The sequence below is a fragment of the Rhodococcus sp. 05-2254-2 genome (assembly GCF_002259095.1).
GTDB lineage: Bacteria > Actinomycetota > Actinomycetes > Mycobacteriales > Mycobacteriaceae > Rhodococcoides.
Genome location: NZ_NOZJ01000002.1, coordinates 51623 through 64428 on the forward strand (window position 1 = coordinate 51623; position 12806 = coordinate 64428).

Annotated in this window: 11 protein-coding genes and 1 riboswitch; of the genes, 1 reads left to right on the forward strand and 10 read right to left on the reverse strand. The window is 64.6% G+C overall.

The genetic code is table 11. The annotated features are described in order from the left end of the window. Positions 1–4: 4 nt before the first annotated feature. Positions 5–949 (reverse strand): proline dehydrogenase family protein, encoded by a 945-nt coding sequence (locus CH283_RS04265; RefSeq protein WP_094639260.1) that lies wholly within the window; start codon positions 947–949, stop codon positions 5–7. Next, a complete protein-coding gene (gene pruA, locus CH283_RS04270; RefSeq protein ID WP_094639261.1) occupies positions 946–2595 on the reverse strand; it encodes an L-glutamate gamma-semialdehyde dehydrogenase in 1650 nt (549 codons plus the stop codon). The genes CH283_RS04265 and pruA overlap by 4 nt, the downstream gene beginning before the upstream one ends. Before the next feature lie 99 nt (positions 2596–2694). Here pruA and CH283_RS04275 point away from each other — a divergent pair, with 99 nt between their 5' ends. Beyond that, positions 2695–4332 (forward strand): PucR family transcriptional regulator, encoded by a 1638-nt coding sequence (locus CH283_RS04275; protein WP_255183078.1) that lies wholly within the window; start codon positions 2695–2697, stop codon positions 4330–4332. Between the two features lie 14 nt (positions 4333–4346). Here the strand turns inward: CH283_RS04275 and CH283_RS04280 are convergent, their stop codons facing one another. From CH283_RS04280 to CH283_RS04315, 8 genes are all read right to left on the reverse strand, one after another. Then, entirely contained in the window at positions 4347–5357 is a 1011-nt protein-coding gene (locus CH283_RS04280; protein WP_068055803.1) for a LacI family DNA-binding transcriptional regulator, read from the reverse strand. A 72-nt stretch (positions 5358–5429) separates the two neighbouring features. After that, positions 5430–6761, reverse strand: coding sequence for a multiple monosaccharide ABC transporter permease (mmsB, locus tag CH283_RS04285; RefSeq protein ID WP_068055806.1), 1332 nt, complete (start codon positions 6759–6761; stop codon positions 5430–5432). Beyond that, positions 6758–8296, reverse strand: a complete 1539-nt coding sequence (gene mmsA, locus CH283_RS04290; protein ID WP_094639320.1) for a multiple monosaccharide ABC transporter ATP-binding protein — start codon at positions 8294–8296, stop codon at positions 6758–6760. Before mmsA ends, mmsB begins: the two co-directional genes overlap by 4 nt. A gap of 8 nt (positions 8297–8304) precedes the next feature. After that, positions 8305–9441 (reverse strand): multiple monosaccharide ABC transporter substrate-binding protein, encoded by a 1137-nt coding sequence (gene chvE, locus CH283_RS04295; RefSeq protein WP_068055809.1) that lies wholly within the window; start codon positions 9439–9441, stop codon positions 8305–8307. A 210-nt stretch (positions 9442–9651) separates the two neighbouring features. Then, the gene (locus tag CH283_RS04300; RefSeq protein ID WP_037194493.1) at positions 9652–10455 is read right to left on the reverse strand and encodes a hypothetical protein; all 804 of its coding nucleotides are present in this window, start codon (positions 10453–10455) and stop codon (positions 9652–9654) included. A gap of 32 nt (positions 10456–10487) precedes the next feature. Then, the gene (locus CH283_RS04305) at positions 10488–10802 is read right to left on the reverse strand and encodes a DMT family transporter (RefSeq protein ID WP_068055819.1); all 315 of its coding nucleotides are present in this window, start codon (positions 10800–10802) and stop codon (positions 10488–10490) included. Positions 10803–10813: 11 nt separating this feature from the next. Beyond that, a riboswitch (guanidine-III (ykkC-III) riboswitch) is annotated at positions 10814–10876 on the reverse strand. Between the two features lie 45 nt (positions 10877–10921). Beyond that, the gene (locus CH283_RS04310) at positions 10922–11659 is read right to left on the reverse strand and encodes a TIGR03943 family putative permease subunit (protein ID WP_068055812.1); all 738 of its coding nucleotides are present in this window, start codon (positions 11657–11659) and stop codon (positions 10922–10924) included. Then, positions 11656–12660: a permease gene (locus CH283_RS04315; RefSeq protein WP_068055823.1), complete on the reverse strand. Its 1005-nt coding sequence runs from the start codon at positions 12658–12660 to the stop codon at positions 11656–11658. The genes CH283_RS04310 and CH283_RS04315 overlap by 4 nt, the downstream gene beginning before the upstream one ends. Positions 12661–12806: the final 146 nt, after the last annotated feature.

Consider the following 12806-nt stretch of genomic DNA (forward strand, 5'->3'; position numbering starts at 1 on the left):
CCCGCTATGTACGCGAGAGCACCGATCGCGCGAAGAACATCAGGTTCGCCGGACGCTCGGCCAGTCTGCGCATGAAGTAGCCGTACCACTGCGACCCGTAGGGCACATACACGCGAACGTGCCGCCCGGCATCGACGAGTCGGCGCTGCTCGGGATCGCGGATGCCGTACAGCATCTGGAACTCGAACTCCTCGGACGACCTGCCCGCGGACGCCGCGAACTGCTCCGCCGCGTCGATCATCTCCGGATCGTGTGAGGCCACCATCGGGTAGCCGCGACCGTTCATCAAAACCTGCAGGCACCTCAGGTACGAATCGGACACCTCGCGTGCACTCTGAAACGCCACCGACGACGGTTCGTTGTACGCACCCTTGCACAGGCGGATCCGAGATCTCGGTCCGGACAGGTCCCGGCAGTCGGCCTCGGTGCGTCGCAGATACGCCTGCAGCACCGTACCCAGATCCGGAAAGTCCACGCGCAGTTCGCGGACGATCGACAGGGTCGAATCGGTGGTCGTGTGGTCCTCGGCATCGACCGTCACCCACACGCCGGCCGCCGTGGCAGCAGTGCAGATCGTCCGTGCGTTCTCCAGCGCCAGGGTTCGGTCGATTCCCTGGCCGAGCGCGGACAGCTTGAGTGAGATCTCCAGCGCTGTCGCATCGGCTCTTCGCGTCGAAAAGCGTTGTATCAGTGACAGATACGCGTCCACGGTTGCTTTCGCCTGGACTCGGTCGGTGGTGTCCTCACCGAGGTAGTCCACCGAGACGAACCGGCCCGACGCCAGCAGGGTATCGACCGCGCCGACGGCCGCGGGCTCGGATTCACCCGCGATGAATCGGTCGACGAGTGATCGGGTGGCGCGCAGCCGCGTCACCGTCGCCTGCAGTTTCGGTGAACGCGCCGCCGCCAGCAGCGCCGGCCGCAGCGGATTGCTCAGCAGAGTGGTCATCGCGTTCCCTCGCCTTCCTGGTGTGGGTAGCCGTGGGTGGTGGGCGGAACGAACGTTTCCTTCACGGTGCGGGCCGAGGTCCACCGCAGCAGGTTCTGCGGTGAGCCGGCCTTGTCGTTGGTGCCCGATGCACGGGCTCCGCCGAACGGTTGCTGTCCCACCACTGCGCCGGTCGGTTTGTCGTTGACGTAGAAGTTGCCTGCGGCGAATCGCAGTGCCGCATGGGCGTGTTCGACGGCGGTGCGATCGGTGGCGATGACCGCTCCGGTCAATGCGTACTTCGAGCCACTGTCCACGGCGCGCAGGGTCTCGGCGTAGGCGTCGGGCTTGCTGTCGTCGTAGACGTGCACGGCGAGGATGGGGCCGAAGTACTCGGTGGTGAAGGCCTCGTCGGTGGGATCGTCGCCGAGAAGCACCGTGGGCGAGACGAAGTAGCCCTCTGAGTCGTCACAGGTTCCGCCTGCAGCAATGGTCAGGCCGGGGACGGACTTCGCTCGGTCGAGGGCAGCTGCGTTGCGGTCGAACGCCTTTCGGTCGATGACGGCACCGCCGTAGTTGGAGAGGTCGGTCACGTCACCGTACTTCAGCGCCGAGACCTGCTCGACGAACGAATCGCCCATCGACGCCCACAGCGATTTCGGTACGAAGGCCCGGGATGCTGCCGAGCACTTCTGCCCCTGGAAGTCGAACGCACCGCGAATCATGGCCGTGGTCAACACATCCGGATCGGCCGAGCTGTGCGCGACGATGAAGTCCTTGCCGCCGGTCTCGCCGACGAGCCGTGGATACGAGTGGTAGTTCGAGATGTTGTTGCCCACCTGACGCCACAGCGTTTGGAACGTCGCGGTGGATCCGGTGAAGTGGATGCCGGCCAGCCGCGGATCGGCAAGGGCGACTTCGGACACCATCGGACCGTCGCCGAGAACGAGGTTGATCACCCCCGGCGGCAGACCGGCGGCTTCTAAGAGCTGCAGCGTGAGATATGCGGCCACGGCCTGGGTGGGCGAGGGCTTCCACAGCACGGTGTTGCCCATCAACGCGGGCGCGGTGGGCAGGTTGCCTGCGATGGCGGTGAAGTTGAACGGAGTGATGGCGTAGACGAAGCCCTCGAGCGGACGGTATTCGACGCGATTCCACACTCCCGGTGCCGATATCGGCTGCTCGGCGAGAATCTGCCGGGCGAACGTGACGTTGAACCGCCAGAAGTCGATGAGCTCGCAGGGTGCGTCGATCTCCGCCTGGTAGGCCGACTTGGACTGACCGAGCATCGTTGCAGCAGCGATTCTTTCGCGCCACGGGCCGGACAGCAGATCGGCGGCCCGCAGGAACACCGCGGCGCGCTCGTCGAAGGGAAGATCGCGCCACATCGGCGCGGCTGCCGTGGCGGCGTCGATGGCGTCGCGCACATCCTGGTGGCCGGCACCGGCAAAACTGCCGATGATCGACGAGTGCTTGTGCGGTTCGACGACGTTCTCGCGTGGGCCGTCGGCCTGTCGGTGAACTCCGCCGATGACCTGATGGATCTCGACGGGGGAGGAACGCAGTTCGGTCAGGCGGCTGCGCAAGCGGGTGCGTTCCGGGCTACCCGGGGCGTAGGTGTTGACCGGCTCGTTGGTGGGGGTGGGGACGGATGTGACGGCGTCCATGGCTGCTCCTCGGCTTCGGTGTGTGCTGCTCATTGAAGTCCGATCCGCACCGCGTTCAATCAGCTCATCGGCCAAAGAATTCGTGATCTACTTGTCCTCATGGCCAACACGGTGTCGCTGCGTTCGATGTTGACCTCGCTGCACAGCGCCGTCGTCGAACTCGTCCTCGCGCCCGCCGGAACGGACATGGCCGTCGAGTCCGTCGCTCTGCTCGATGCCGACGACCTGCGGCTACCTCCGGGAGCATCCTCCGATCTGACGCTGCTGGTGGGCGTGACCGAGGCCGATGTGATCCGGTGGTTCGACGATCTCGCGTTGCGTCCGGTCGCAGACCGACCGCTCGCGGTGCTGACCAAAGTCGCCGCCTCGACCGCGCTGTCCCACGGTGCCAGGGAGACCGGCATCGCATTGGTCGCAGTGCACCAGCAGACACGGTGGGAGCTGTTGCTGTCGATGATGCGCGGAGTTCTCGATCAGGCCCGAGCCCAGAGCACCGACGACGGACTGTTCGGAGCCGACACCGACCTCTACGAACTCGCGCAGACGGTGGCGTCGCTGACGAAGGGCATGGTGAGCATCGAGGACGAGCGCTCACACGTGTTGGCCTACTCGGCATCCGACGACGCGGCCGACGAACTGCGAACTCTGTCGATTCTCGGACGCGAAGGACCGGCCGACTATCTGCGCAGGCTGCACGAGCGTGGCGTGTTCGATCGACTCCGCCGCACCGACGACGTGATCGACGTGCCGGCCGATACCGAACTGGAGATTCGTCGACGCCTCGCAGTCGGGATTCGTCGCATGACCGGCAGCCCAACGACTCTCGGGACGATCTGGGTGCAGCAGGGTTCCCTCCCGCTCGCCTCGGACGCCGACGCGGTACTGCGCGGTGCCTCCGCTGTCGCGGCCCGACTGATCACCCGCATCGCTAACGCCCCGACCAACGAGGCCCTGCAGATTCAGCGCCTGCTCGGGGCCAGGGGCGGCGGTGTCGATATCCCGTCGCTGGCGTCTGCGCTGTCGATACCCACCTCGGGTTCCGCGGCGGTCGTCGGATTCGCGGCCTGCGGAGACTTCGAGATCAGCGCCCTGGCACCGTCTGTTCGACTGCACGCCAGCGCTTTTCGACGAGACTCGTTGGTCACCACCATCGGTGAGAGAATCTACGCGCTGTTTCCCGGGGTGGCGTCGGGCACGGGGATTGCGGCGTGGACCGCCGACGCCGTCGGACGGATCGAGACGCGTACCTCGATGGCGTTGCGCGCTGCGGTCGCAGCCCCGATCGCCGGTCTCGAAGGCGTGGCCGTGGCCAGGTTCGAGGTCGACCGAGTTCTCGACGGCACCACCGGCGAGGTGCGGGTCACGACGCTGGAGGAGTCGAGAACCTCGGTGTTGCTGGGCGAAATCCTGGAACTGATCACCAATCACGAACAGCTGCGAGACCCGCGCATCGCCGCCCTCGACCGATACGACGCCACCAATGACTCCAGAATGCGCGAGAGTCTCGAGACGTACCTGGCGTGCTTCGGCGACGTTCGGGCTGCCGCCGAGCGATTGCACATTCACCCGAACACCCTGCGCTACCGCATTCGCCGCGTCGAGCAGATCCTGGACCTCGATCTCACCGATTCCGACGCACGTCTACTCGTCGAGATCCAACTGCGTATTGGAGCGGCTCCGCCGCACGTGAGCAGGAGTGGAGCCCGCGGAACGACCCAAGTGAGCGAAAACTCGTAGCAGGCTACGAGTTTTCATGCACGTGGGGTGCCGGTGCTGGATCGGATCACCAGGGTCGGTTCGATGCTCGAACGCCTGGTGCTTCGGTTTCCGGTGTCGATCTGGTCGAGCAGAATTTCGACGCTTCGTACGCCGACGTCGGTGAATTCTTGGCGGATGGTGGTCAGGGGCGGTGAGAAGAATTCGGCGTCGGGAACGTCGTCGAAGCCGACGACGCTGACGTCCTGCGGTACTCGCTTTCCGTGGACGTTCAGCGCGCGGAGCACCCCGAGTGCCATGGAGTCGTTGCCTGCGAACACTGCGGTGACGTCGGCGTCGACGGCCAGTTCGCTGCCGGCCCGGAACCCTGATTTCGCAGTCCAATCGCCGCTGAGGGTGGGCGGCGGTTCGATGCCTGCTTCCTCGTGGGCCATCCGCCATCCGGTGACGCGGTCGCCGGCCTCGTACCAGCCCAGCGGTCCGGCAACGTGCCACACGGCGCTGTGTCCGAGCGAGAGCAGGTGACTGGTTGCGGCCCTGGCTCCGGCGATCTGGTCCACCGAGACGACGGCCAGATCACCGGCAGGCGAACCCTCCACGGCGACGAGTGGGAGTTCCCCGGCCAGATCGGCGATATCTCCACCGTCGGTGCGCAGAGGCGCGATGACGACGACGCCGTCGACACCCTGCTTCTGCAACCGGCGCACACAGGTGATGATGGCTGCCTCGTCGAACGAGGTGGGGACGCCGACCACCACGGAGTAGCCGGCGTGACGGGCTGCGTACTCGACGCTGTACAGCGTCGACACCGGACCGTAGAGAGCGTTTCCGGTCCCCACGATTCCGATGGTCTTGCTGCGGCCGGTGACCAGAGCGCGAGCAGCAGTGTTCGGGCGATAGCCGAGTTCCGAGATCGCCTGATGCACTTTGGTTCTCGTCGCTTCGGTCACGTTGGGATGACCGTTGATGACGCGGGAGACGGTCTGATGGGACACGCCTGCGAGACGGGCGACATCGGTCATGGCGGGTCCGCGAGTGGGTGTCATCTTCCGAGCCTCCCTTCGTGATCGAAGACAATCACAGCATGCCCGGGCCGGTGGTGCCCGCGACTGTGTGGATTACGTGGGTGTTGTCACCGCGGAACCGGTCGTGGTGGGCGCAGGCTTGCCTGGCTCGGCACCGGAGAACATCTCGGCCGGCACAGGCACTCCCAGATAGCTGCTCGGAGGCGCAGCTTTGTCGCCCTTGTTGCCCTTACCGCTCGCTGCTCGGCGCTTGGTCCAGATGTCGAATGCCACTGCGGCGAGGAGTACCAGGCCCTTGACCAGCTGAACGCGTTCGCTGGGCGAACCGATGAGCGACATTCCGCTGTTGATCACGGCGATGATGAGTCCACCGGTGAGCGCGCCGACGATGCGGCCGACGCCGCCCTGCACTGCTGCACCGCCGATGAATGCCGCCGCGATCGCGTCGAGCTCGAAGCCGTTGCCTGCGGTGGGGCCCGCCTGATTGAGGCGGCCGGCGAAGATGATTCCGGCGAGGGCGGACAGTACGCCCATGTTCACGAAGATCCAGAAGGTGACCGGCTTGACCTTGATGCCGGACAGCGATGCGGCGTGGATGTTTCCGCCGATGGCGTACACGTGCCGACCGAACACCGTCCGGCCTGCCAGCGTCGAATAGCCCATCACCAGTACGGCGAGAAGGATCAGCACGTACGGCAGGTTCTTGAAGCGCGCCAGCTGGACGGCGACGGCGAGAACCAGACCGCCGGCCAGAACCATCTTGAGCAGGAACAGGGGCATCGCGTCGACGGCCTGCCCGTACTTCTGCCGACCAGTCCGAGAACGCCACTGCGTGAACACGATTCCGGCAACAGCGAGGATCGCGACGAGCAGGGTGAAGATGTCCGCACCCCCGAGCGGCCCGAGTCCCACGTTGCCCAGGAAGCCGGGGAGGAAGCCGTTGGAGAGAGTACGTACGGGTCCGGGGAACGGTCCGATGCCCTGGTTACCGAGAACGATGAGGGTGACCGCGCGGAAGATGAGCATGCCGGCCAGGGTCACGATGAATGCCGGAATGCCGAAGTACGCAACCCAATAGCCCTGCCAGGCTCCGATCAGACCGCCGATGATCAGCGTGATGAGCACCGCAAGAGGCCACGGCACGTTCTGCTGAACCATCAGCACACCCGAGATCGCTCCGGTCGCCGCGACAACCGATCCGACGGACAGGTCGATGTGGCCCGCGATGATGATCACGACCATGCCGATGGCCAGGATGAGGATGTACGAGTTCTGGACCACCATGTTGCTGATGTTCTGCGGGACCAGCAGTTGGCCGCCGGTGAGAACGGTGAACAGCAGGATGATCAACGCGAACGCGATGAAGATCCCGCTCTGGCGGAGGTTTCGCGTGAGCAGCCCCCGTACGGTCGACAGCTGGTTCATCGAAGTACTCCTGTTCCACGGGTCATGAGGTGCATGAGGGATTCCTGTGTCGCGTCCTCGCGAGTCACCTCACCGGTGATCCGGCCTGCGGACAGCGCGTAGATCCGGTCGCACAGTCCGAGCAGTTCCGGTAGCTCGGAGGAGATCACCAGAATTGCCTTGCCTGCGTCGGCGAGATCGTTGATGATCGAATAGATTTCGAACTTCGCGCCGACGTCGATTCCTCGCGTCGGTTCGTCGAGGATGAGCACGTCGGGATCGCTGAAGATCCACTTGCTCAGCACGACTTTCTGCTGATTGCCGCCGGAGAGCTTGCCGACGACGGCAGAGACGTTCGGTGCCTTGATGTTCATGCTCTTCCGGAAGCCCTCGGCCACCTTGTATTCCTGGTTGTCGTCGACGAAGCCACCGGTCACCAGTTTGTCGAGTGCCGCAGTGGAGATGTTGCGTTTGATGTCGTCGATCAGGTTGAGGCCGTAGCGCTTTCGGTCCTCGGTGGCGTAGGCGATTCCGTGATGGATGGCGTCGCTGACGGATTTGACGTGTATTTCCTTGCCGTACTTGTACAGTCGCCCCGAGATGTCGATGCCGTAACTGCGTCCGAAGACACTCATGGCCAATTCGGTGCGTCCGGCACCCATCAGCCCGGCCAGGCCGACGATCTCACCCCGGCGCAGCGTCAGATTCGCTCCGTCGACGACGGTTCGGCCGTGCTGGGTCGGGCTGTGCACGGTCCAGTCCTCGATACGCAGAACTTCCTCTCCCACAGTGGATTCGTGTGGTGGGAACCGGTGCTCGAGATCGCGGCCGACCATCAGCGAGATGATGCGATCCTCGGTGACCTCGGGGCTGCGCATGTCCAACGTCTCGATGGTTCGGCCGTCACGAATGATCGTGGTGCGGTCGGCGACGGCCGCGATCTCGTTGAGCTTGTGCGAGATGATCACGCACGTGATTCCCTCGTCTCGCAGACCGCGAAGCAGGTCGAGCAGGTGAGCCGAGTCCGAATCGTTCAGTGCTGCAGTCGGTTCGTCGAGAATCAGCAGCGTGACGTCCTTGGACAACGCCTTGGCGATCTCGACGAGTTGCTGCTTGCCGACCCCGAGATCGTTGACCACGGTGACCGGGTTCTCCCGCAGCCCTACCCGATTCAGTAGGGCTGCGGCCTCGGAATTGGTTCGGTTCCAGTCGATGAACCCGCGCCTGGACCGCTCGTTGCCGAGAAAGATGTTCTCGGCGATGGACAGGTACGGACTCAGTGCGAGTTCCTGATGGATGATGACGATGCCCTCGGCCTCGCTGCTCCGGATGTCGGAGAACTCGCAGGCGCGACCGTCGAACACGATCTCGCCGTCGAATGTGTCGTTTGGATACACACCCGACAGCACCTTCATGAGCGTCGACTTTCCGGCGCCGTTCTCACCGCAGATCGCGTGGATCTCGCCGCGATTGACCGAGAGAGTGACATCCTGCAGCGCCTTCACGCCGGGAAACGTCTTGGTGATGCCGCGCATCTCCAAGATCGGGCTCGTCATCTCCGAACTCACTTCAACTGATCCTCGGTGTAGTAGCCGCCTTCGACCAGCAGCTGCTCGTAGTTGCCCTTGTTGACGATCTCGGGCTGCAGCAGGTACGCCGGAACGACCTTCTCGCCGTTGTCGTAGTCCGTCGTGTTGTTCGTCTCGGGCGTCTGACCGTCGAGCATGGATTGAGCCATCGCGATCGTGACCTCGGCCAGTTGCCGGGTGTCCTTGTAGATCGTGGAGTACTGCTCGTCGGCGATGATCGACTTCACCGACGGCACCTCGGCATCCTGACCGGTGACGATCGGGTAGGGCTGCCCTGCTGTGCCGTAGCCGTTGCTCTTGAGCGCGGAGAGGATTCCGATCGACAGTCCGTCGTACGGCGAGAGCACGCCTTGAACCTTCTGGCCCGAGGAGTACGTCTTGGTGAGCAGATCCTCCATGCGCTTCTGCGCGGTCGCCGGATCCCAGCGCAGTGTTGCGGCCGTCTCGAAGTCGGATTCGCCGCTGCCGATCTTCAGTGTTCCGTCGTCCAAGTACGGCTGCAGAGTCTCCATCGCGCCGTCGAAGAAGAACGTGGCGTTGTTGTCGTCGGGAGAACCGGCGAAGACCTCGATGTTCAACGGACCCGCTGGGGCGTCGGCCTTGTCGGTGCCGTCCTCGTTCTTCAATCCGAGGCCGACGAGCAGAGACGTGGCCTGGTCGACGCCGACCTTGTAGTTGTCGAACGTCGCGTAGTAGTCGACGTTGGGGGAGTTGCGGATGAGGCGGTCGTACGCGATGACGCCGATGCCGTTGTCCTTGGCTTCCTGCAACTGGGTGGTGATCGCGGTGCCGTCCACCGAGGCCACGATGAGAAGCTTTGCGCCCTGGGTGATCTGGTTCTCGATCTGATTCACCTGGGTGGGAATATCGTTCTCCGCGTACTGCAGATCGACCTTGTAGCCCTGTCCTTCGAGCGCGCTCTTGAGATTGTCGCCGTCGGCGATCCATCGAGCCGAGGACTTGGTCGGCATCGTCACGCCGATCAGCGCGCCCGCCGTGCTTCCGCCGTCGGCAGGCTGGACGTCCGCCGTCTTGGTGCTCGATCCGCATGCGGTGACCGTGATGGCCAGTGCCACCGCGGCCGCGGCCATGGGTAGATGTCGAAACTTCATCGTTTCTCCCTGCTCGGTGAAATCAGATCTCGAAGTTGGTGGAGAGTGGCCTCGTCTGTGCCGCACATCACATCAAGACGAAAGTGTGAGCGATAACATCGGCATTGTCAAAGTTTATTTTCCGCACCCCCGCTCACCAGTGTGAGCGCTAACAACGAGTCGACGCCGCAGCTCCGAGAGTCGAGAATCTTCGCCGGAGGGGCCGGGGCGTCAGTGCAACTCGTGAACCGACTGTTTCCCGCTCTTGAGCCAGCGACTCGGGAGTCGGCCGACCAGCTCGCCCAGTGGGTGGACCGCAGCCGAGAGGATCTCCACGGAATCCTGCAGGATGTCGATCGAGATGCTCATCCGCTCGATGTTCGGGGCCACCGACGTCAGTGTCTCCGACAGCTTGACCAGCTGATCGAGCGGTCCGCCCTTGGCTGTCAGTCGCTCGATGGCACCGTCCTCGGCGAGCAGAGTTTCGAGGATGCCCTCCTCGGCGATGGCACGCTCGATCAGGCCGTCCTGACGCGTGAGCACCTCGAGCGGGCCGTCCTTGGCCGTCAGTCGTTCGAGCGGTCCGTTGGTGGCGGTGATGCGGTCGAGCAGACCGCCTTCGGCGAGCAGCCGTTCGAGCGGTCCGTCCTCGGCGAGCAGCCGGTCCAAGGGTCCGCCCGGAGCGAGAATTCGCTCGACCGGGCCGCCCGGGGAGAGCAACCGCTCGAGGGTGCCGTCCTCGGAGGTGAGGCGGTCGACGACGCCGCCCTGGGCGAGAAGGCGGTCCAAGGGTCCGCCTTCCTTGAGTGCGTTACCCAGGGCGCGGTCGTCGGAGGTGAGCTGGCCGAGCTGGGCGAGCAGTTGCATCGTGCCGCCGCGTGGATTGGCGAGCGAGGCCACTCCTGCGGTGCCGGACGCACCGGTGGCCAGGGCCATCCTGGTGGTCGCCAGCGCGACCTCCGCGACGCCGATCGCCTGCTCGGCGATGGCAATTCCGGCGCGCGCGGGCAGTGTGATCGCTGACACCCAGTTCATCGTTTTACTGTAACTGCTCGTAGCTCGGAAAATCAGTGAAGAACCTTCAGTCCCACGACGCATCCGACGATGCCGACCAGAAGCGCCACCTTGAGCAGTGACGCAGCTTCTTCGCCGGTGATCATGGCGTACGCGACGGTGAGGGTGGCACCGATTCCCACCCAGACGGCGTAGGCGGTACCGGTGGGCAACGACCGCATCGCGACCGCGAGACCGATCATGCTGAGAACCACTGCGACTCCGAAGACGACGGACGGTCCGAGTTTGGTGAAGCCCTCGGACTTACCGAGCGCGGTCGCCCAGATCGCTTCGAGAACGCCGGAGACGACGAGAATGAGCCAAGCCACGAAAATCACTCCTTGCACCGTCTTGTCGCTGTTCGGGTACGGTGCGCTCGTCCGATTGTCGGAAGTGACTTGTACGATCGTACCAATTCGGGGCGGTAGTGGCCATGGGTTTCGGGCTGTCAGTACGCGTACGTGTTCGCGGGCGCGTCGATTCGCTCGACCGTCGAGACGGTCATCGTGGGTGTGAACGCAGTGTTCTCCGTCGCTGTGGCCGCGTCGACGGTCCCCGATATCCGCAGCCAGGTGCCGTCCGAAATGTCGTCGAGAGACGCGCTACCTGCGTCGAGGTGGATGCGAACGGACCTGGCGTCGGCCGCGCAGCAGATGATGAGAATGCGAGCGAGATCGATGCCGTCCGTCGTGCCGTCGGCGCGCGGCGAGCCTCCGTTCGCGGTGGCGACGGCGAATCCGGTGACGCGAATCTCCCGTCCGTCGAGGCTGCCTTCGGTGTCTCTGACCGCGCGTTGTACGACATCGAGCAACGGAACCTCGGGCGCGCGCTCGTCCGGGAGAGGTGGAAACGCTGTCCGCTGACGATCGGCAGCCGAGGTGACGGATCGATCGCCGACCGCGGAGACACCCAGCGCGGGCGGTGCGACGAACAGGATGACCGCGAGCGGGACCAACAGCAGCCAGTACGGACGCGAATCATGATCGTGCCCGTCGTCGGCCGGCCCACCGCGGCGGATGTCGGCCACGATCGACGCGGCCGCCAGGAGCACGATCAACACGCCGGCAGTCAGCAGATACGGATGCAGCGACGGTTTGACGTATCGCACAAAGCTGCCGTCCAACGAAATCTTGACCATGGCTCCGCCGAGGAGAAACAGCAGAAGGTTCTGCACCTCGCGCTTCATCGCGCTCCCAGAACGAGGTAGCCGCACACCGAGGCACACGCGATCGCGACGACGAACGTCAGCGGGGCGAAACGTGCGACGAACCCGCGTCCGAAACTGCCCGCCTGCATCGCCATCAGCTTGACGTCGACGGCAGGTCCGACCACCAGGAAGACCAACCGCGGAAGCAGCGGCAGCATCGACATGCTGGCGGCAACGAACGCATCGGCCTCCGAACACAGCGCCAGAATCACCGCGAGTACGGCCATCACCAGGATCGACAGCAGCAACTGCCCGGCGAGATGGGCGAACACCCAGTCCGGAATCACCAGATGCAGCAGGGCGGCGGCCGCGGCACCGAACACGAGAAATGCCCCGGCCTGAAGCAGGTCAGCACGCGCCGACTCGCGGAACGTCTCCCACTTCGAGCGGTCGTGATCGTGTCCGCGAGCGGCCAGCCGCGCGGTGATCCACTCCGCCTTGCCGAATCGAGTCCACAGCCAACCCATCACCAGTGCAGTGGCGAGCGAGCCGAGGAACCGCGCGAGAACCATGCCGGGTTCGCCGGGAAAAGCCACCGCGGTCGAGACCAGGACGACCGGGTTGATCGCCGGCGCCGACAGCAGGAACGCGAGGGCGGCCGATGCCGGAACACCCTGATCCATCAGCCGACGCGAGACGGGAACGGCACCGCACTCACAACCGGGCAGCGCCATTCCGGCCAGTCCCGTCACTCCGACGGCAGCCGTTTCGTTCTTCGGGACCACTCGTCGCAGCACCGACGGCGAGACGAACGCGGCGATACTTCCACTGACGAGTACTCCGAGCACCAGGAACGGCGTCGCCTGCACGAAGATCCCGGTGAACACCGTCGCGCCGGTCTTCAGCGCAGGGGACGAGTCGACCCATCGCGCGATATCGGCACCGAAGACGATGCCCAATACGAGCAGAGTTGCGAATACGTGCATGGATGACACGGGAGACCGAGTCATGATTCGGCCGTCGGTCTTCGCGTCGAGCATCGCTGCCATCATGCCCCCTGTGGCTGGGCTGTGTCGTCGGTGGCTCGCGGCAGCCTCGTTGTCGGTGGCTCGCGGCAACTTCGTTGTGGGTGGCTCACAGCAACCTCACAGCGAGAGTCCAGCGAACGAGCAGCATCTCGCGCGAA

Excerpts from the sequence above, each read along its gene's own strand:
- mmsB (WP_068055806.1), bottom strand. The coding sequence starts at position 6,761 with ATGAACCAGCTGTCGACCGTACGGGGGCTGCTCACGCGAAACCTCCGC.
- pruA (WP_094639261.1), bottom strand. The coding sequence starts at position 2,595 with ATGGACGCCGTCACATCCGTCCCCACCCCCACCAACGAGCCGGTCAAC.
- CH283_RS04300 (WP_037194493.1), bottom strand. The coding sequence starts at position 10,455 with ATGAACTGGGTGTCAGCGATCACACTGCCCGCGCGCGCCGGAATTGCC.
- CH283_RS04310 (WP_068055812.1), bottom strand. The coding sequence starts at position 11,659 with ATGAAGCGCGAGGTGCAGAACCTTCTGCTGTTTCTCCTCGGCGGAGCC.
- CH283_RS04265 (WP_094639260.1), bottom strand. The coding sequence starts at position 949 with ATGACCACTCTGCTGAGCAATCCGCTGCGGCCGGCGCTGCTGGCGGCG.
- CH283_RS04275 (WP_255183078.1), top strand. The coding sequence starts at position 2,695 with ATGGCCAACACGGTGTCGCTGCGTTCGATGTTGACCTCGCTGCACAGC.
- CH283_RS04315 (WP_068055823.1), bottom strand. The coding sequence starts at position 12,660 with ATGCTCGACGCGAAGACCGACGGCCGAATCATGACTCGGTCTCCCGTG.
- chvE (WP_068055809.1), bottom strand. The coding sequence starts at position 9,441 with ATGAAGTTTCGACATCTACCCATGGCCGCGGCCGCGGTGGCACTGGCC.
- mmsA (WP_094639320.1), bottom strand. The coding sequence starts at position 8,296 with ATGACGAGCCCGATCTTGGAGATGCGCGGCATCACCAAGACGTTTCCC.
- CH283_RS04280 (WP_068055803.1), bottom strand. The coding sequence starts at position 5,357 with ATGACACCCACTCGCGGACCCGCCATGACCGATGTCGCCCGTCTCGCA.